The sequence below is a fragment of the Kitasatospora sp. NPDC088391 genome (assembly GCF_044753345.1).
GTDB lineage: Bacteria > Actinomycetota > Actinomycetes > Streptomycetales > Streptomycetaceae > Kitasatospora.
In genome coordinates this window covers 237,248-254,616 of sequence record NZ_JBIVNB010000004.1, presented here as the reverse complement: position 1 = coordinate 254,616, position 17,369 = coordinate 237,248, and the positions used below count along the sequence as shown (strand labels likewise).

Sequence of the window (17,369 nt, the reverse complement as noted above, 5' to 3'; positions counted from 1 at the left end):
CGGAGCCGGGCGGTGAGCCGGCGGACCCGCCGGGAGGCGGCGGCCGTTCCGGCCCAGGGGGCGGCCGCGCGCTGCACGGTGACGGTCTGTCGGGGCTGCTGCTGCGGCACCGCGAAGATCCCCGGCATCGACCACGCCGCCCAGCTCGCCGACCTGCGCACCGCGCTCGCCGACCGCGCCACCGTGCGCCCCGTCCCCTGCCTGGACGCCTGCGAGCACGGCAACGTGATGGTGGTCCAGCCCTCCGCCGAGGGCCGCCGGGCGGGCGGCCGCCCGGTCTGGCTCGGCCTGGTCAACGACCGCGACGCCGCCGCCGACATCATCGCCTGGGTCGACGCGGGCGGCCCCGGCCTGGTCGAGGTCCCGCCGATCCTCGACCTGTACGTGTTCTCCCCGTCCCGGCGGGTCCGCGAACAGCTCGACGGCTGAGTCCGCCCCCGCCCGGGCCGGTGCGATGCGGTGCGCTGCGGACGGGGCCGGCTCGGCGGGATCGGCGCGGCGGGGCTGGCGCGGCGGGGTTCGGGATAGCTAGCATCCGGAATATGCGGACGAGCGAAGGCGTCGAGTGGGGCCTGCACTGCTGCCTCACCCTGGTCTGGGTGGGCGGGACGGAGCCGGTCCCCTCGGCGCGGCTGGCAGCGCTGTTCGAACTGTCGCCGACGTACCTCAACAAGGTGCTCCAACGCCTGGTCCGGGCCGGGCTGTTGACGTCCGTCTCCGGCCCGCGCGGGGGCGTCCGGCTGGCCCGGGCCCCCGAGCGGATCACCGTGATGGACGTGGTGGCGGCCGTCGAGGGCCCCGACCCGCTGTTCTCCTGCGCCGAGATCCGGCAGCGGGGCGCCTCCGCCGAGGGGGCCGCCGCCCACGAGTTCGCCCGCCCCTGCGGCATCGCCACCGCGATGCGCCGGGCCGAGCTCGCCTGGCGGCGCGAACTCGCCCGCCAGACCGTCGCCGAACTCGCCGCCGCCACCCCGACCGCCTCCGTCACCCGTCTCCGCGCCGCCCACGCCCGCCTCGCGGGCACCGCCTGACCGCCCGCCGCCCTGCCCGGCGGCTCCCCTCCTCGTCCCCTCGCCCTATTCAGGACATTTTCCATCCCGAATAGGGCGCCCACCGTTCCGGAGGACCACCCGCCATGGCCCGCACCCTGCCCGCACCTCCCCCGCCCGTCGCCCCCGCCGACCGCGGGTTGCGCGCCGCCGCCGTACTCGCGCTCGGCACCTTCGCCGTCGGCACCGACGCCTTCGTGACAGCGGGGTTCCTGCCCGCCGTCGCCGGGTCGCTGCACGTGTCGACCGCCGCGGCCGGCCAGTCCGTGAGCCTGTTCGCGGCCGGGTACGCGCTCGCCTCCCCGCTGCTGGCCGTCGCCACCGCCCGGGTGCCCCGGCGCGCCCTGCTGGTGGCGGCGCTGCTGGTGCTGGCCGTCGCCAACGCGCTGACGGCGCTCGCCCCGACGTACCCGGCACTGCTCGCCGCCCGCCTGCTCGCCGCGCTCGGGGCGGCGGCGTTCACCCCCGGCGCGGGGGCGGCGGCGGCCGCCCTGGTACCGGCCGAGCTGCGCGGACGGGCCCTCGCGCTGGTGATCGGCGGGCTGACGGCCGCGACCGCGCTCGGCGTGCCGCTCGGCCGGGTGGCCGCCGTGGGCCTCGGCTGGCGGTCCGCGCTCGGCGCGGTGGCCGTGCTCGCCGTGCTCTGCGCCGTGGCCGTGCGGCTGGCGCTGCCCCGGCTGCCCGGCACGCCGCCCGTCCCGCTGCGGGCCCGGCTGGCGGTGCTGCGGCGTCCCGGGGTGCGGCGAGTGCTGCCGCTGACGGTGCTCGGGATGGTGGCCTGCTACGTCCCGTACGCGTACAGCGTGCCGGTGCTGGCGGCGGTCGGCGTCACCGGCCGGACGGCCGCGGTGGCGGCGCTGGCGGTCTACGGGGCGGGCGCGGTGGCGGGCAACGCGCTGGCCGGGCGGTGGACCGACCGGGTCGGGCCGGTCCGGGTCCTGGCGACCGGGTACGGGGTGATGGCGGCGGTGTTCGTCCTCCTGGCCGCCCTGGCCGCCCCGGCCGTCCGGGCGGGAGCGGCACCGTTCGGGGCGGCGGCGGTGCTTCCGGCACTGCCGGTGCTCGGCTGGGGTGCGAGCAGCTGGTGCCAGACGCCGCCCCAGCAGCACCGGCTGCTGGCGCTCGCCCCGGAGCAGGGCGCGCTGCTGGTCTCGCTGAACGCCTCGGCGATCTACCTGGGCATCGGCGCCGGGACGGTGCTGGGCGGTTTCGCGCTGCCGTTCGGCGCCCCGGCGGTGTTCGCCCTCGCGGCGGTGCTGGCACTGGCCGCGACCGGCTGGCTGCGCCGCACGGCCCGCGCGGGGAGCACGCCGGAGGGCCCGGGCGCTACATCCACATGAACGGCTGGCCGGCCAGCGCGGCGGCGCAGTGGCTGCTGGCCGCGAGGACCTCGTCCGGGGCGTCGCCGACCCGCTGGTCGGCGTAGCGGGAGACGGTCAGGGTGAGGTAGTGGCCGACCAGTTCGACCCGGGTCGAGGCCATCGGCCTGACGTTCGCGGCGGGGGCCAACAGCCCGTCGGGGTAGGTGAATTCGAAGTCGGCGGCGCGGTCGCGGACGGTCTGCACGGCCTTCTCGGCGGTGACCGGGTCGGCGAACCGGAAGACCGTGACGCTGGTGATCACGGGCTGGTCGGTGCGGGTGAGCGCGACGGCGAGCCAGCCCTGGCAGCCGAGTTCCTCCAGGGCGTCGCGGGTCTTGTCGATCTGCACGGCGAGGCAGTCCGTGCCGTCCCGGGCGGCGGTGCGGCGGGCCCGGTAGGCGTCGAACTCGTAGGAGCGCTGGGCGGGGAAGTACCGTTCCACGGCGAAGGACTGAGACTCCGTCAGGGGCGCCACGGGCTGGCCCGCGACCGCCGCCGCGACCGTCCCGTTGCCGCTGGGGGCCAGGCCGGACGCCGCACCGTTGCGGTGCGGGGTGGCCACCACCCAGACCCCGCCGGCGGCCAGGGCCGCGACCACTCCCCACATCGCCACCTGCCGCCGCCGCTCGCCGACGACCCGGTGACCGGTCGGCGGGCGCGGGTCGCCTGCGGCTGGGTCCTCCTCGATGGTCATGGCGCAAATTCTAAGCAGCTGATCGTACTGCCCTGTCGTCGGGTCGGACGTGCAAGGACCGCCCGCCCCCACCTCCCCCTCCGGCCGACCGCCCCCGACCCGCCCCGGCAGGGTGCGCGCCCGGTGGCAACACCCCACGACAACGCCCCGGGGCCGCCCCGCCCGGAGCAGTCAAAAGCCGCAGGCCCGGTGCCGCCGTACTGATAGGGCTTGCCGACCCGCGCCCGCCGCCGGGGGCCGGCCGCGACCGGTGAGGGCGCCTTCGCGGGCGGGCGCGCGACCGGCGGCGCGTTGGTCGTCGCGGGTGTGACGCCGGCGCTCGGCTTCACCGTCCGGACCGCCGACGGCCTGGTGCTGGTGTCCGTCGGCTTCGACGCCGGAGGTGTCGTGGCCGTGCATCCGCAGGTACGCGAGCGTGTCGTGCCACGACGGGTTCTGGAACTGGATGGAGTCCGCCGGCCGACAGCCCGTCCGATCTGTGGTTGATCGACCAGTCACCGCCGGACTCGCACTGCGCGATCATGTCCCAGTCCGACACCGACACCGCCGAGCGACCGGTTGTTGACGAGGGCCTGGCCGCCGCCGATGATCAGCGAAGTGATGCGGTTCAGGCCGGCCGTGGTCAACAGGTTGCCCTCGGCCTCGGCGACACTGTCGCGCTTCAGGCCGTACCGGGCTTCGAGCATCCGCAGATCAGGGCCGGTCGGCTCGTGGCCGATGTCCTTGGTGATCTCGGCGACCGTCTCCGGGCCGTACTTGAGCACTCGCGCCCGGGGCTGCCACTTGATGCCGTCGATGCCGCTCATCGGGTGTCCTTTCGTTGAGGGCGGCGGCCTCACTCGGGCACGCCAAAACACCCGCCGGTCCCAGAGGACGGCGGGGAGTTTCTTCAACTCCGCTGACACGGAGATGAGATGGGTTCTCGACACCCCTCGTGTGTCGATCACGGCTGCCGGGAAGGTAGGAGCCGAGCGTGACAAGCGCCATACCCAAGGAGCCACCGTGGGGACAATACGCAAGATCATCGAAGAGGTCGTCACTGTCGTGACGACTGCAACCGTCACCGATGGTGACGAGAATGCCGGGCGGGTCTTCGGCAAAGCCGCTGGATCGGCGTTCGACCCGGAGCGGATCAAGAAGACCGCAGACCGGATGATGGGCGAGCCCGGGCGAGGCGAAACCACCGAGCAGTACATCGAGCGACGCGACGAGAAGATCGAGATGATGATCGACGTCAGGGGCGCCCACTGGCACTGAGCAGGTGTCAGTCACCCAGGAGCTGGTCGGCGATGTCGTCGGCCGGCTCCTGCATGTCGTCGGCGGTCGGTTCCTCGCCGTCCTCCCAGCGGAACACCGGGATCCGCCGGCCGCACACACCGGCCGAGCAGGTGCACGGCGGGTACAGCACCGCGAGCACCGCTGCCCGGACGTCGTCGCGGTTCACCGGTCGATGACCCGGACCGTGATCGACCGGTCGTCGGTACGGCCGGCCGACGTGGTGATGCGGTTCGTGATCAGGTAGGGCTGGCTCGGGGAGCCGCCCGACCACCACACCGTGGCCGTGGTCGTGGTGTTCGACGCTCCCGGCACGGTCCCTCCGCCCGGCAGCGGCACCCTCGCCGGGACGGTGATCCCGGCCGAGGTGATGAACGTCGACGTCGCGATCGTCTCGCCGCTGGCGAGCCAGTCCGACCAGTCCCAGATCCAGTCCAGTATCGCGTCGGGGTCCTTCAGGTTCTGGTTCGTCGCCACGGCGCTGCCTCTCCGTCGGGCGGTGTGACGATGTATCAAATCGCACACACATGAGCAAGTTCGAGAAAGCTGGGCGCACCCTGCCGACGGATGGGGGCAAGCTCTAGCACAACGATCGTCCGCACCACCGAGGAGGGACAACATGGCACTGAGGAAGCTGGGCCAAGACCCCAACAGCCCCGAAGGAAAGAGTCCGACCGTCTACCTGGACGAGGAGACCGGCAACTACGTGTTGCAGGGCTGGAAGGTGCTGGACCCGGAAAAGCTGGCCCAGATGGACATCCCCGACCACGAAACCGTGATCGAGTTCCCGCAGCGCATGATGCAGTTCTTCCCGGAGGTGAAGGGTGCCGGCAGTACCGACGCTTGAGGAACTGCTCGGGTCGGCCAAGCACTCTGCCGTCCATCTGGAGCTTCGGGACGGCTACATGCGCGACGACCCGATGTTCCTCGACTGGCAGGCCGGCTCGCGGTACGACCAGGACGACAAGGCATCCTGGTGGAGTCCCTGGCTCGACCTGGTCGCCGCGGCCACCGATCGGGGTGTCCGCGTCCGGCGCGCCAGGGTCGTTTCGGAACCCCTCTCGGAGTACACACGCTTCGAGCACGACGTGACGTTCCGCAACACCGGCTCCGGGGAGGACGTCCGCTGGCTCCCGCGTCACCGGGCAACCGGCTTGGCGCTGCCGCCGAACGACTTCTGGCTGATCGACGACACCTTCCTGCTCGTGCATCACTTCAGCGGCGACGGCGACTTCGTCGATGACGAGATCGTGGTAGACACCGGCGTAGTCGAACTCTGCCGTTCGGCGTTCGACGCGGTATGGCAACTCGCCATCCCGCACGCGGAGTACAAGCCGAGCTGAGACCGTGTCTGCATCATCTTCGTCGAGTGTCCAAGAAGCACGCCGCGCGCTCGGCCAGCGCCTGCGCGACATCCGGCAGGACGCCGGACTGAGCGCACGTGAGCTGGCCGACCGCGCCGGCTGGCACGAATCCAAGTGCTCCAAGCTTCAGAGCGGGCGAACTACCCCCACGGACACCGATCTCCGAACCTGGACAACCATCTGCGGCGTACCCAAGCTGGCCGGCGATCTGATCGCTGCCCTTCGTGGCATCGAAGGCGCCTACGTGGAGTGGCGGCGACTCGAACGCTCCGGCCTGAAGCAGTCTCAACAAGCGGTGCGTCCGCTGTTCGAGCGCACCCGGCGCTTCCGGATGTACCAGTCATGGGTGATCCCGGGGTTGCTTCAGACCGCCGAATACACCCGCGCGGTCCTGAACACCGTCTTCGCCCTCCGGGGGAGCGGCCATGACGACGTTGACGAAGCTGTTGCTGTTCGCATGGAACGGCAGAGAGTTCTTCGTTCGGGCGATCACCGGTTCGCGTTCCTGATCGAGGAGTGGGTGCTCCGGACGGTCATCGGGGATGCCGAAACCCTCGCTGCGCAACTCGGCCACATCATCGCCGTGTCGGCGCTTCCCTCCGTCAGCGTCGGCATCATCCCGATGGGGACCGTGAGGGGCGCGGGATGGCCGACGGAGAGCTTCACGATCTATGACGACGTTCAGGTGAACGTCGAACTCGTCGCCGCACACCTGACGGCCACTCAACCCGGAGAGATCGCCGAGTACGGCCAAGCCTTCTCGGCACTGGCCAGCATTGCCGTTCACGGCGCAGAGGCTCGCGCCCTGATTACCTCAGCAATCAACTCGCTCGGGTGACCCTGAAGCAAGTTCGAGCAAGTTCCTGGAGGCCCACCCCGGCCCGCTCCTAACGTCGTATCACGAAGAAAGACGAGACGGACGAACGGGAGCACCCCCGATGGCAGCCACGACGCCGGCCCCCCACTACCCGACCCCGCAGGCTCGCCTCGTGATCAGGACGTACGACGTCGACCCGGCAGACGGCACCCGGACCTTCCGGTCGGTCACGACGTCCGACGAGCCGAGCGACGGCACCTACCACCACACGTCCACCCTGACGTGGCCGGAGTGCCGGTGCCCCATGCACGGCGGCCGCAGCCGGCAGGGCGACGTGGCCTGACGCTCCGTGGACTCCTTCGCCACCAGCGCCTTCGGCATCGGCGGCTGGTTCAACGGCGCCCGCGCCGCGCGCAACGAGATCGCCGCCGTCCGGCGAGTACCGCGCTGGGCGCAACACCCCTCCCTTGACCCCCGACGGGCCGCACGCGCCGCCGGGTCTGCACAACTCCCGCCCCGGTGACGCGACTTCGGACGGACGCGGACGACCGGGGCGGGGCCAGCACCATCGCGAACAAGAAAGGTGACGCAGAATGACCACGGTCCTGCACCTGGACGTCGAAAAGCACCGCCCGGCACTTCGCGAACTGCTCGACCGCATCACCGCGGACCCGAAGCTCCTCGACCCCCGGGTCTTCCTGGAGCAGGCCGCCATCCTGGCTGCCGGCCTCCCCGACGAGATCCGCGCAACGTTCTACGGCTTCCGCCGCCACGAGTCCCACTCGGCGCTGCACGTGACCGGCAGCCCCGTCCTCACCACCGACCCCGGCCCCACCCCGACCGGCTACGTCGAGGAACAGGACGACTTCCGGCTGAACGACGCCCAACTCCTCCACGGCCTGTACGCCGTCCTGCTGGGCGAGCCGATCGGATACGTCTCGCAGCGCAAGGGAGCCTGCTACAACACCATCGCCCCGATGCCCGAACTGGCCGCGGTGGCGAACTCCAGCTCCGGCCACCTGCACGACTTCGGGTTCCACATCGAGGACGCCTTCCACCCGACCCGGCCCGACTACCTCGGACTGGCGTGCATCCGCAACGACGAGCGCGCCGGCACCACCATCGCCGACGTCGACGGCCTCGACCAAGCCCTCACCGCCGACGAGATCGCCTTCCTCTTCGAGAAGCGGTTCCCGATCAGCCACAACCCGATCCACTACACCAGCGGCGTCGTCGACGAGGAACGACAGCCCGTCCTGTTCGGACACCCGGAACGCCCGTACGTCCGGGTGAACTTCGCGGCCCTCGACTGGGCGGGCCTGCGAACGGTGGAGCGGGACGTCCTGCTCCGACTCCAGGAGCACTTCGAGAAGACCAAGAAGACGCTCGTCCTGGGCGCCGGCGAGTTCGTCTACGTCAACAACTACACGACCGCCCACGCCCGGGACGCCTACGAGGCGCTGCCCCCCGGCCGCTCCCGCTGGCTGTCGCGCCTGTGCGTGATGACCGACCTCCGGAAGTCCTCGCACCGCCGTGACACCATCGAATCCAGGGCGATCCTCGCCTGACACCCCCGGCCCATGGGCCCCCCGCGGTGGCGGCGGGCCCCTTCCGATGGAGCATCAAGTGCAACTGAGCGACTGCACGTTCACCGTCGACGGCGAGGTGCTGCAAGCCACCGAAGCCCTGCCCGACGCGCCCGAACGCCCCGAGACGGTGATCATCATGCACGGCGCCGGCAACGGCAGCCGGGCCCGGAACCTGCCGCTCGTCGAAGACTTCGCCCGGGCCGGCCACCGCGCCCTCGCCTTCGACTTCTCCGGCCACGGCGACAGCACCGGCACCCTCGGCGCGCTCAGCCTGGAGCGCCGCTTCGTCCAGGCCCACCACGTCGTCCGGGAGTTCGCGGACACCGGGCCGGTTGTTCTGGTCGGCTTCTCGATGAGCGGCCACACCATCGCGGACCTGGTCGGAGCCCTCCGCGAACAGGTGTCGACGGTCGTGCTCGCCGCGCCCGCCGCCTACGCGCCCGAGGCGTGGAAGCTGCCCTTCGACAGCGGCTTCACCGACATCCTGCGCCACCCGAACAGCTGGCAGCGCAGCAACGCCTACGGCCTCCTCGCCGACTTCCCCGGACGCGCCGTGCTGGTCGTCCCGGAGCGGGACGAGGTGATCCCGCCCGGCGTGACCTTCCGCATCGAGAACGCCCTGCGGCAGCGCACCGACTTCACCCGCCTCACCTTCCCCGGCTCCACCCACAAGCTCGGTCTGTGGCTGGCCGAACACCCCGAGGACCGGGCCCACCTCATCCGCACCGTCCTGGCCGGCCTCCCCAGCGCCACGGGCCGCTAACCGCACCGCGCCGATTGAGCACCTGGTTACCGCCAGGCCCTCGACCGGCGCGCCGACATCGCCGCCGCCCCCTCGAACGCCGCGAGATCCTGCAACGACTCCGTCTCGTACCAGCGCTCGGCAACCTCCACGGCCTCCGCCAGCCGCTCGGCACGGCAGCGCTTCATCACCGTCCGCCGCCCGGGGTCGACCACCACGAACCGCGCACCCCCCCCGCCCGGTAGTCCAGGATCGCCTCGCTGCTCGGCACCGAGTGGATCAACCACACGTCGCACTGGGCGACGACCCGCAGCGCCGACCGCACCGCGGCGTCCCGCGCGCGCAGCGCCACGTTCCGCAGGTGCCAGCCGTGATCATGCGAGGGTGCGCCCGGCGGCGCGAGCGCCACCGCCAACCGGTCGAAGTCGATCACGATGTCGCCCGGGGCGGCGTGCTGCTCGATGTACGTCGACTTCCCCGCGGCCGGCGGCCCCACCACCACGACCAGCACCGGCCGCCCCCAGCAATGAATAAACCGCCGTCGAGGCGATGCATAAAAAATCCGGTGATCATGCATGCGGAAATATGCATCGCTGACGGCCTGTCAGAATACAGCCCAGCAACCGCAAGGCTGACGAATGCCCCCGGCCCCAGTGGCCCAATGGGTCACAAAACCTCAGTTCAGCGGCATGATCGGTACACATGCCCCGGCATTTCGAGATTAGAGAGATGGGTTCGACTGCCGGGTCCGACCCGTGGATCCTGCAGCCCCGCTAAAGCTTGTCCCGCATCTGAGTGGTGGGGAGCGCGGCGGCCAGATGCAGACGTTGGACGCCACCTCGTGTCAGCGGCATCCCGCTGCTGGTCACGAGATCATGAGCGGCAGGGCCGATCCTCATGCCGGACGTTCGTCGGCCCTGCGCGTTCTCGACGACGGCTGGCCTGGTCGCCGCTCGCAGGGCTTTCCAGGCAAGGCCCGTCTCCTCGGTCAGGAGTTGGTGTCTCTCAGGCCCAACCTCCTGCTCGATCCAGCGCACCGCGAGACGGCCGGCTTCGAAGACCTCGCCCTCGCCGTCCTGTAGGCGGCGTGAGCAAAGGAACTGCATGACGGCCGAGTGTCCGATGTCGGATCTGGAGGCGACGGCGTCGTCCACCAGGACGTCCTCAGGCGCCCGGGCCCCAGCTGGCAGAAGCAGAAACGCTTGCCGACCACCGCAGCTCAGGGCCTCCCCGAGGTGGCGATGCAGATGCACCTGGTGAAGGCCCTTCGGGCCGGGATGGCTGCACAGCCAGCCGGAGCGCGGCAGGGCTTCGCCGATGCGCTGCCCGATGAGTCGCTCATCTTGGGGCAGTGACCAGACATCGGTCGTCTTTGTTCGGGAGCCAGGAGAAGCCACGCGCGCAGCATGGCAGAGAAGGAGGACATCCCCACCGGGGCGTCCTGGTCCCGGCCCCCTGCCTCAGGCCGGGAGGCCTCCGCTGGCTGATGCGAAGATCACGGGATGCCTCGCGTGATCACCGCCTCGGAAGTCTCATGGATACTCCCGTTCACCGGGCTGACTCCGCGGGAATTCCGCACGTTGATCGTGGCGCTGCGACGCGAGGGCGCCGATGGAGTACGTCCAGGACGCCCTTGGGGGCTGTCGCTTGAGAACCGCGTTTTACTGGTGGCTGCCTACTGGCGGACGAACCTGACGCTGCGACAGCATGCACCGCTCTTCGGTGTGTCCGAGTCGGCCGCCGACCGCATGCTGCAGCACATAGGCCCGCTACTCGCGCTCAAGCCCCGCAGTCGGTTCCGCCCGGGCACCGTGCTGATCGTGGACGGCACGCTGGTGCCCACCCGGGACCGCTCCATCGCCGCACAGTCGAAGAACTATCGCTACTCGACCAACCACCAGGTCGTCGTCGACGCTGATACCCGCCTGGTCGTCGTCGTGGGCCGCCCACTCCCAGGCAACCGCAATGACTGCAAGGCGTGGACCGAGTCGGGTGCCGCCGCCGTGGTCGGCAAGACGACCACCATCGCTGACGGCGGCTACCCGGGCACCGGACTTGTCATCCCGCACCGCCGCCCGGCCGGCGGCGACCTGTGCGACTGGGTTTGAACTGTCACCATGAAGCGAGAGGACCAGCGCCCCTGAGCAGGCATCAAGCCGTGGATACCTGTCATCACTGGTCGCCTCCCGTCGGCTCCGGACGGCCCACAGACGGCCCAGCAGTCCCCTCGGATGTGAATGCCTCCAGAACCTCCCGACAGTAGGACGCAAGGCGCTCAAGAGTGGGCACTAGCGGCAGAAGCCCAGGGAGGCCGAAATAAATTCGGGCAAATCCCGTAAAACCGATCAGCTCGACAGTCCCCCATAGCGGCGCTTTGATCCTGGCCACCTCCGCACCAACCGCGAGACGGTGATCCGCACGGGTCGCGTCGATCACCTCGGCATCCGGGTCGGGATCATTGACCCACTCGGGAAGGAAGACATGCTCCCCGTCTACGACCTGAATCCATGGCGGCAAAGTGAGTCGAGTCGGAATTGAACCAAAGCCATTAACCGTTGGAATTATGTCGACAATATTTTGATGCTTATCCGCATTGGACAAATCCACCAGTTGATCAATTTGGTGAACATACTCACCAGACCAACTGTCGCTGCGCCCGTTTACGCCTTTGCACGGCTGGAACTCGTGAACCCGGTCCCAAATTTCACTCCCCAGAAATCCGGGATTCCCACAGGGACGGCCATCCGCCCTACAAAAGCGGAACTTGATCGGATTGGGATTTCGGGGAACGCCTCGCAGGCACGCCAACTGCCACATGAGGTGGTCCATCGACGTACGGAGGTTATTAATCACATCTCCGGAGTAGAGGCTGACCTGCTCAAGGGTTTCTTGCGCATCAGGAACTTGCGAGATGCGAAGAATGTGAAATCCTGTAGCAGAATCAAAGTGGGCAGCCATCGGCACAGACTCGGAAAGAATCTTGCTTTGCGCGTCGACGTAATCAGCCAGTACTTCGAGCTGCTTGCAGGCATGCCGATATTTGGCCCACGCGGACCTCAGGTCAACCGTAGACATCGATCCGGCCTCACAATCCACGTTAGCGAGATCCTAGAGAGTACCGGCGAGCCCGGCCGCTGGCGAGAGGTTTTGCGAACCATTACGCGCGTCCCAGCTTGATGAGCACGTTCAGATGTTCCAGGTGCGCTCGGACCGCAGGGCCTGAGGCTTAGTGCGGCTGATAACCGTGTTCGCTTCCGGACGGCTCGCAGACAGCCCGACCCAACCGCCGGCCTTCCGCTCGAATAGCGCTCCTGACTGCCTGTGCGGCAGATCGACAATCCGAACCAAAGCGAACCCCTGGCCCAGGTAGTACTGGTGGAGCGCGGGGTTCGTCTTCCACGCGTCGAGCCGAAGCCGCGACTTGCCCAAGGCCACCGCGCGGTCGGCCGCCCAGTCGAGCATCCGGGCCCCCACGGCCAGCCCAGCCATGTCCCGAGCGATCGCCATCCGGTGCACATAGAGCGCCGTCGAGGGCTCGTCGCCCGGCTGCCAGAACTCGGGATCTGCCTGCTCATCCACGGTTACCGTGCCCACCGCCTGATCATCGAGCCAGGCGAGGAAGCACTCATCCCGACTCATCGAGTCGAGCAGCCGTTCACGGCGAGGCGGGAACTGCCACTGATCACTTCCCCGAGAGGCCAGCCAGGCAGTGGCACCGGCCAACAGCCCTTCAACTAGGGCGAGTTCATCCGTCCGAGCTGCGCGCATTTCCAGGGCAGTCACTCTGCACCATCCTGCGGCTCCCAGCGGCGCTCGTACGAAATGACGTGCCGGTCACCGGGCAGCACTGTCACAGCAACGCGCACCGGCCTGCTCTCGGCGGTATAGCCAGTGCAGACGTGATAGGCGACCGGCGTCCCCGGGCCCAGGTCAAGCCGGTGCACCTCGTCCGGGGTGGGCATCCGAACGTAGACCTCATCGAGCGCCGTCACCTGCTGGTAGCCCAGTTCGGCGAGCACCACGTTGGCACCGCGCGAGATGTCCTCGGGGCGCATGATCTCGGATTCACGGACGATGTCGAGCGGGAAGTAGCTGTCGTTCAGGTTGAACGGCTCGCCGTCCAGCCACCGAATCCGGTGCCGCACCGCCGCGAGTTGCCCCGGTTCGAGTTGGAGTCGCTTCGCAATGTCCGGCGCAGGCTCCACGATGGCCACCTCGATGAGCTGCCGAGGCTCCCGGCCGTCGGCTGAGTGCTCCGTGACAAAGGCGTCCATCTCGGCCGAATACGGCCGCTTCTGGAACTCGGCCTGAGGCCGGAACACCATCGGCCGGCGCTCCCGCACGAAGTAGCCGCGGGGGCGCCGGGGCACCACAAGCCCAGCGTTGACCAACTCGCCAAGCGCCTGCCGAACTGTGCCACGGCCGACGCCGTACTGCTCCGTGAGGTCCGCCTCGGTTGGCAGCTGCGCGCCCGCAGGGAGCGTTCCGTCTGCCATCTGCTGCCGCAGGGCTTCGGAGATCTGCTGGAAGAAGGAGCACAATCACTCACACAAGCAGGTACGCGCCCGCGTCGAGCATGTCTTCGCGCGCATGAAGACCTGGAAGATCCTCCGCGACTGCCGCCTCAAAGGCGACGGCGTCCATACCGCCATGCTCGGCATCGCCCGTCTCCACAACCTGCTCCGGGCCGAGTAAGCCTCATCCAACCAACCCGGCGCCCAGCCGGTCGCCGGGCAACAAGATCGGTTACGGGACAGCCTTTAGCCCCCTGCCCCCACATTCCGATCACTACACAATCATGCGCATTGCCATCCATCGGCATGCACACGAAGGGAATCCTCCGCTTCGGCAGTAACCAGGACCCGCCGGAGCAGCAGCGAGTCCTCCTCGACAACCGGCAGCCAGCAACCGGCGGTGCGGCGCGCCGCTCGGCCTCGGCTCGGTCGGCCGATGGGCTGGCGATGGTCGAGGGTCGGCTGCTGCCGATCGGGACGGCTGTGGGCTGGGGTGGGCCGGGCGCTCGGGCTCCGGCCGGGTGGAGGGTCGGCGCCGACGGACGGGGCGGTCGGGTCTGGTGGCCGGCGGCGGCCGTTCGGCCGCGTCGCCGGTGGTGCCGGATTCCGGCATTGGGCCAGGAAGGCTCGGATATCCGATTTCTCGAATTCACCCTTGCCGCGACCGTTCATCGCGTTGCCCGATGCGCGGTTACCGCGCTTCGGGTAGGTGGGGCGGTTGGCGCGGTTGTTGGCTCGGCGCTCGGCCGGGTGGCAGCGCCGTTGACGGCCGGTCGCCGTGGTGCGGCCCGGTCACCGCCAGCGGCGGGAGGCCGGGGGTGGGGTACCGATGCCCGGGGTGCCGTTGGTCATGGCCGCTCCGCCTCGGCTGTTGCAACTGCGGTGCGTGGGGAGGAGGTTCGACAGGTCGTGGCTGCCGCCGTGGGCGAGGGGCACGATGTGGTCTGCCGTCCAGGCCATGCGGTCGTTGTGGTGGAGGGCCTGGACGATGGGCTCCGAGCAGCGCCAGCAGAGCGGCGATGCTTCATGTCGGAGGAGTTGGCAGCTGCGTTGGCAGGCGCTGCTGCGACCCTTGCTGGACAACACCGCCTCCGCCGGGTGGGTGCCGACCGGGCTGTCGAGCTCCGGGTCCGGCTTCGGGGCCCTGCGAGGCCGGGCTGTTTCGGGTATGCAGAAAGCCCCGGCCGCTGTTGCCAGCAGGCCGGGGCCAGGTTGCTTGCGCTTGGGACTCGCCGTTTTTGGGGTCGCCAAAAACGCCAGATGCAGCACACACCCTATTCGTGTGCGATGTCAACACTTCCCCGATATTTCTTCGACGGAGGCTTGAGGTGCGGCGAATTCGGATGACATTGGGGTAGTTCGTCGAGATCCCAGCGGGCCGCATTCGGCGTGCTGCCGTCATGCCGGGCGATCCGGCCCTCGCGCGCCCACCGGTACAGCACGTGCCAGGGGCGGCCGGTCCACAGCTCGGCGACCTCGGTATCAACGAGACGCAACGGCATCGCCTCCGGACGTGACGGTCAGTTCGTAGCTCGCCGAATCTCTTTTGTAAAATTTGCATTAGCAGATTCAACGGATTTTAGAGAGTCGGCAACGATTTCTCTCATCCTTTCGGATGGCTTGAATTCCGTCTCATTGCCGATCTCCACACAGATGCCGGCAAGGGCGAGGCGGGCAACAATAAATGCTCCCCTGACCTGCTCTGGGGCAAACAACTCGAACTCATCCCCCAGAAAGACCAAGTCGCCCATTGCCTTTAAAGCCCGATCCTTCAAGTGCCTTAGAGAGGCTTCCGATTCCATATAAAAAGCTTGTCTTAGCGCGGCTTCGACATTTGCGAATGAGCGATAAGCGGTCCGATAGACCTCGCGCATCTCGTGCCTAGGTAGGGGCGATGAGCCTCCAATGTGCACGCCGCCATTCACCGTCCCAGCCTGGAGTGCAGCCTCGACGGCACCGCCGATCTCGTTGTTCGTCGATTCCACAGCCCACCCCAGACCCTGACGCTCGCTCAACTCCCCTAGCTTACGGCGCGGTTCGGTCGCCCTTCGGCAGGTCGGCCCACTGCCACCACGGGTACGTGGTCGTGCAGGGCCGGGTGTCGGGGGTGCCGGCGCAGCGGACGACGGTGCCGGAGTCGATGCTGCGGTCGACGGTCAGGGCGCCGCCGCAGCCGCACAGCATGTCGGCGAACTGCTGCTGGTCGCGTTCGTAGCCGAGCAGGATGCGGGCTCGGCGGACGATCCGTTGGAGCGCTCCGACGAGGTGCTGGACGTAGCCCTCGTCGATCAGCGGCGCGGCGTTGGCCGCGGCCGCCAACTGCGACACCAGGACTTCGCGGAAGGCTCCGGGGAAACGGCAGGTGAGACCGTGGTCGTTGACGATGCCGGAGGCGATGACGCCGAGCTGGTGCAGCAGCTCGGCGGGCTGTTGGAGGTTGCCGGGCATCCGGGAGGCGGGCTTCGCGCGGCACCGGTGCCGCCGGTGTTGGTGTCGGTGCTGCGGGCCGGGGCATCGTAGGCGGCCGCGGCGAGCTGGTCGACCAGGAGTTGCTGGCGGCGGCTCTCCGCGCGCTGCTCGACAGTCTCCGGGCAGTCGCAGCGGTAGTGGCGGCGGCTCGCCATGGACAGCGCCGCTCGGTGGAGGTCGCACTCGGTGTCGTGCTGCCGGGCGGTGACGGCGAACTTCACCCGCTCGGTCCAGCCGTCGACGAGCTGCGCGACGAGGTCGGCCAGGCGCTCGGCGAGCGTCATCGGTGGCTCCATTCGGTTTCGGCGGCGAGCTGGTCGCGGCAGTGCTGCGGGATGTGGTGGCCGGCGGCCTGGTGCTCGGCGATGAACGGCGGTGGCACCATCAGGCCCGTCGTCTCCCGCGTCGTCACCGTCCGAGAGGGCTGGTCGAGCGGCGACGGCGTGTCGTTCCACGTGCCCCCGGCCGGGACCAGCAGCCCCGTCTCGTTCCGTGCGGTGCACGTCCGCATCGGCCGGTCCACAGGAAACGGCTGCTTGCCGTCCCGGCCCTCGACCGGCACCAGCGAATGCCCGTACCGCGCGTAGCCGGTGATGATCCGCCGTATCGTCTTGTCGGCCGGCGGCCGGGCCCGGTCGCCGATCCGCTGGACCGGCAGCGACCAGTCGATGATCTCGCCGGCGGGGCGGACGGCCGGCTCGACGACCGCCTTGCAGCGGCCGCACCGGTACACGTACTGGGCCCGGTACTTGCCCGCCGACCGGCCGGGCTTCCACGCCTGGTACGACTCCTGCCCCCTCTCGCAGGACGGGCACCAGGCGTCGACGGGCGTCCACCGCTCGGTGTCCGGGCACGGGGTGCCCTTCGGGTGGAACAGGCAGAACCAGCGGTCACGCCACTGCGCCGCCGCCGGACCCGGCCGACCGGCGAACGCGGCGTTCCAGAACACCTCGTGCAGGCAGTACCCGGTGTCCTCCATCGCCAGCCGCCAGCCCCGGAAGCCCGCCCACTTGCGGACCTCGACGACGTTCTCGACGAACCCGAACCGGTACCGGTGGTACTCGGTGAACCGCTGGACGTCCCACATCGTCGCCCGGGACCGCTCGGCGTCGATGTCCCCGGCCATGGCGGCGGCCTGGTGCTCGCGCAGGTGGGCGATGGCGACGCCCACAGCATGTCGGTGGTCGGGTGGCGGCCGGGGTCGACCTGCGACAGGTCCGCGCAGCCGTGGTCCGCGCCGGGATGGTTCTCGTTGCGGACGTCCACGGCCGGCGGCCAGTGGTTCGCCGCCGTCCGGACGGTCATGCCGGGCAACAGCGAAGCTCCGTACGACAAGCTTCCGCCGCCGCAGAACAGGTCGGTCAGAGTGAGCACGAGCAGTCCTTCGGAGCGGCTTGCCGTGAGGCTGCCGCTACGTTGTGTGAGGAATGTCTCCGAGGACTGCGGGTCCGTGCTACGTCCTGCCGGTCCGAAAAACCGCAGGTCAGGTCAGAAC

General features: G+C 69.4%; 26 protein-coding genes and 2 pseudogenes. 13 read left to right on the top strand and 15 right to left on the bottom strand.

The genetic code is table 11. The annotated features are described in order from the left end of the window. Positions 1–12: 12 nt before the first annotated feature. The 3 genes from ACIQBJ_RS14260 (at position 13) to ACIQBJ_RS14250 (ending at position 2,389) form a co-directional block, all read left to right on the top strand. The gene (locus tag ACIQBJ_RS14260; protein ID WP_400708632.1) at positions 13–429 is read left to right on the top strand and encodes a (2Fe-2S) ferredoxin domain-containing protein; all 417 of its coding nucleotides are present in this window, start codon (positions 13–15) and stop codon (positions 427–429) included. A 113-nt stretch (positions 430–542) separates the two neighbouring features. Continuing rightward, positions 543–1,031 (top strand): RrF2 family transcriptional regulator, encoded by a 489-nt coding sequence (locus ACIQBJ_RS14255; RefSeq protein ID WP_400708630.1) that lies wholly within the window; start codon positions 543–545, stop codon positions 1,029–1,031. 104 nt (positions 1,032–1,135) lie between these two features. Further along, positions 1,136–2,389, top strand: coding sequence for an MFS transporter (locus ACIQBJ_RS14250; protein WP_400708628.1), 1,254 nt, complete (start codon positions 1,136–1,138; stop codon positions 2,387–2,389). On the opposite strand, the gene ACIQBJ_RS14245 is transcribed toward ACIQBJ_RS14250, so the two are convergent. From ACIQBJ_RS14245 to ACIQBJ_RS14235, 3 genes are all read right to left on the bottom strand, one after another. Beyond that, complete coding sequence (locus ACIQBJ_RS14245) at positions 2,376–3,104, bottom strand: hypothetical protein (protein WP_400708626.1); 729 nt, start codon at positions 3,102–3,104, stop codon at positions 2,376–2,378. The genes ACIQBJ_RS14250 and ACIQBJ_RS14245 overlap by 14 nt on opposite strands. Before the next feature lie 325 nt (positions 3,105–3,429). Continuing rightward, positions 3,430–3,627: a hypothetical protein gene (locus ACIQBJ_RS14240; protein WP_400708624.1), complete on the bottom strand. Its 198-nt coding sequence runs from the start codon at positions 3,625–3,627 to the stop codon at positions 3,430–3,432. Then, positions 3,599–3,910 carry a hypothetical protein gene (locus ACIQBJ_RS14235; protein WP_400708622.1) on the bottom strand — a complete coding sequence of 104 codons (312 nt, stop codon included), beginning with the start codon at positions 3,908–3,910 and terminating at the stop codon, positions 3,599–3,601. Before ACIQBJ_RS14235 ends, ACIQBJ_RS14240 begins: the two co-directional genes overlap by 29 nt. A 196-nt stretch (positions 3,911–4,106) precedes the next feature. On the opposite strand from ACIQBJ_RS14235, the gene ACIQBJ_RS14230 reads away from it, so the two are divergent. After that, entirely contained in the window at positions 4,107–4,361 is a 255-nt protein-coding gene (locus tag ACIQBJ_RS14230; protein ID WP_400708620.1) for a hypothetical protein, read from the top strand. A gap of 7 nt (positions 4,362–4,368) precedes the next feature. Here ACIQBJ_RS14230 and ACIQBJ_RS14225 read toward each other — a convergent pair whose 3' ends face one another. Together ACIQBJ_RS14225 and ACIQBJ_RS14220 are read right to left on the bottom strand one after the other, a co-directional pair. Then, positions 4,369–4,548: a hypothetical protein gene (locus ACIQBJ_RS14225; protein WP_400708618.1), complete on the bottom strand. Its 180-nt coding sequence runs from the start codon at positions 4,546–4,548 to the stop codon at positions 4,369–4,371. Continuing rightward, positions 4,545–4,856 (bottom strand): hypothetical protein, encoded by a 312-nt coding sequence (locus tag ACIQBJ_RS14220; RefSeq protein WP_400708616.1) that lies wholly within the window; start codon positions 4,854–4,856, stop codon positions 4,545–4,547. Before ACIQBJ_RS14220 ends, ACIQBJ_RS14225 begins: the two co-directional genes overlap by 4 nt. A 142-nt stretch (positions 4,857–4,998) precedes the next feature. Here ACIQBJ_RS14220 and ACIQBJ_RS14215 point away from each other — a divergent pair, with 142 nt between their 5' ends. The 6 genes from ACIQBJ_RS14215 (at position 4,999) to ACIQBJ_RS14190 (ending at position 8,912) form a co-directional block, all read left to right on the top strand. Continuing rightward, a complete protein-coding gene (locus tag ACIQBJ_RS14215) occupies positions 4,999–5,226 on the top strand; it encodes a hypothetical protein (RefSeq protein WP_400708614.1) in 228 nt (75 codons plus the stop codon). Next, the gene (locus ACIQBJ_RS14210; protein ID WP_400708612.1) at positions 5,204–5,722 is read left to right on the top strand and encodes a DUF6879 family protein; all 519 of its coding nucleotides are present in this window, start codon (positions 5,204–5,206) and stop codon (positions 5,720–5,722) included. The genes ACIQBJ_RS14215 and ACIQBJ_RS14210 overlap by 23 nt, the downstream gene beginning before the upstream one ends. 4 nt (positions 5,723–5,726) lie before the next feature. After that, positions 5,727–6,581: a helix-turn-helix domain-containing protein gene (locus ACIQBJ_RS14205; protein WP_400708610.1), complete on the top strand. Its 855-nt coding sequence runs from the start codon at positions 5,727–5,729 to the stop codon at positions 6,579–6,581. 100 nt (positions 6,582–6,681) lie between these two features. Continuing rightward, positions 6,682–6,903, top strand: coding sequence for a hypothetical protein (locus ACIQBJ_RS14200; protein WP_400708608.1), 222 nt, complete (start codon positions 6,682–6,684; stop codon positions 6,901–6,903). A gap of 250 nt (positions 6,904–7,153) precedes the next feature. Next, complete coding sequence (locus tag ACIQBJ_RS14195) at positions 7,154–8,128, top strand: TauD/TfdA family dioxygenase (protein ID WP_400708606.1); 975 nt, start codon at positions 7,154–7,156, stop codon at positions 8,126–8,128. A gap of 58 nt (positions 8,129–8,186) precedes the next feature. After that, positions 8,187–8,912, top strand: a complete 726-nt coding sequence (locus tag ACIQBJ_RS14190; RefSeq protein ID WP_400708604.1) for an alpha/beta hydrolase — start codon at positions 8,187–8,189, stop codon at positions 8,910–8,912. A 26-nt stretch (positions 8,913–8,938) separates the two neighbouring features. On the opposite strand, the gene ACIQBJ_RS14185 is transcribed toward ACIQBJ_RS14190, so the two are convergent. From ACIQBJ_RS14185 to ACIQBJ_RS14175, 3 genes are all read right to left on the bottom strand, one after another. Then, positions 8,939–9,079 carry a hypothetical protein gene (locus tag ACIQBJ_RS14185; protein ID WP_400708602.1) on the bottom strand — a complete coding sequence of 47 codons (141 nt, stop codon included), beginning with the start codon at positions 9,077–9,079 and terminating at the stop codon, positions 8,939–8,941. Continuing rightward, on the bottom strand, positions 9,079–9,468 hold the full coding sequence (locus tag ACIQBJ_RS14180; protein WP_400708600.1) for an AAA family ATPase: 390 nt from the start codon (positions 9,466–9,468) through the stop codon (positions 9,079–9,081). Before ACIQBJ_RS14180 ends, ACIQBJ_RS14185 begins: the two co-directional genes overlap by 1 nt. A gap of 196 nt (positions 9,469–9,664) precedes the next feature. Next, positions 9,665–10,045, bottom strand: coding sequence for a hypothetical protein (locus ACIQBJ_RS14175; protein WP_400708598.1), 381 nt, complete (start codon positions 10,043–10,045; stop codon positions 9,665–9,667). Between the two features lie 48 nt (positions 10,046–10,093). On the opposite strand from ACIQBJ_RS14175, the gene ACIQBJ_RS14170 reads away from it, so the two are divergent. Together ACIQBJ_RS14170 and ACIQBJ_RS14165 are read left to right on the top strand one after the other, a co-directional pair. After that, positions 10,094–10,246: a hypothetical protein gene (locus ACIQBJ_RS14170; RefSeq protein WP_400708596.1), complete on the top strand. Its 153-nt coding sequence runs from the start codon at positions 10,094–10,096 to the stop codon at positions 10,244–10,246. Positions 10,247–10,393: 147 nt separating this feature from the next. Further along, positions 10,394–10,993: pseudogene (locus ACIQBJ_RS14165) on the top strand (transposase family protein); the annotation flags it as partial. A gap of 70 nt (positions 10,994–11,063) precedes the next feature. On the opposite strand, the gene ACIQBJ_RS14160 reads toward ACIQBJ_RS14165, so the two are convergent. The 3 genes from ACIQBJ_RS14160 to ACIQBJ_RS14150 form a co-directional block, all read right to left on the bottom strand. Next, positions 11,064–11,987, bottom strand: coding sequence for a hypothetical protein (locus ACIQBJ_RS14160; protein ID WP_400708594.1), 924 nt, complete (start codon positions 11,985–11,987; stop codon positions 11,064–11,066). Between the two features lie 90 nt (positions 11,988–12,077). Next, complete coding sequence (locus ACIQBJ_RS14155; RefSeq protein WP_400708592.1) at positions 12,078–12,674, bottom strand: GNAT family N-acetyltransferase; 597 nt, start codon at positions 12,672–12,674, stop codon at positions 12,078–12,080. Next, positions 12,671–13,432: a GntR family transcriptional regulator gene (locus ACIQBJ_RS14150; RefSeq protein ID WP_400708590.1), complete on the bottom strand. Its 762-nt coding sequence runs from the start codon at positions 13,430–13,432 to the stop codon at positions 12,671–12,673. The genes ACIQBJ_RS14155 and ACIQBJ_RS14150 overlap by 4 nt, the downstream gene beginning before the upstream one ends. Here ACIQBJ_RS14150 and ACIQBJ_RS14145 point away from each other — a divergent pair. Then, positions 13,416–13,586, top strand: a pseudogene (locus ACIQBJ_RS14145) (transposase); the annotation flags it as partial. The gene ACIQBJ_RS14150 and the pseudogene ACIQBJ_RS14145 sit on opposite strands and share 17 nt — an antisense overlap. Before the next feature lie 611 nt (positions 13,587–14,197). Here the strand turns inward: ACIQBJ_RS14145 and ACIQBJ_RS14140 are convergent. From ACIQBJ_RS14140 to ACIQBJ_RS14125, 4 genes are all read right to left on the bottom strand, one after another. Beyond that, positions 14,198–14,491: an HNH endonuclease gene (locus tag ACIQBJ_RS14140; protein WP_400709755.1), complete on the bottom strand. Its 294-nt coding sequence runs from the start codon at positions 14,489–14,491 to the stop codon at positions 14,198–14,200. 434 nt (positions 14,492–14,925) lie between these two features. Continuing rightward, a complete protein-coding gene (locus ACIQBJ_RS14135; protein ID WP_400708588.1) occupies positions 14,926–15,420 on the bottom strand; it encodes a hypothetical protein in 495 nt (164 codons plus the stop codon). Between the two features lie 10 nt (positions 15,421–15,430). Further along, positions 15,431–15,853 carry a hypothetical protein gene (locus ACIQBJ_RS14130; protein ID WP_400708586.1) on the bottom strand — a complete coding sequence of 141 codons (423 nt, stop codon included), beginning with the start codon at positions 15,851–15,853 and terminating at the stop codon, positions 15,431–15,433. Positions 15,854–16,154: 301 nt separating this feature from the next. After that, entirely contained in the window at positions 16,155–17,045 is an 891-nt protein-coding gene (locus ACIQBJ_RS14125; RefSeq protein ID WP_400708584.1) for a hypothetical protein, read from the bottom strand. Positions 17,046–17,369 lie beyond the last annotated feature (324 nt).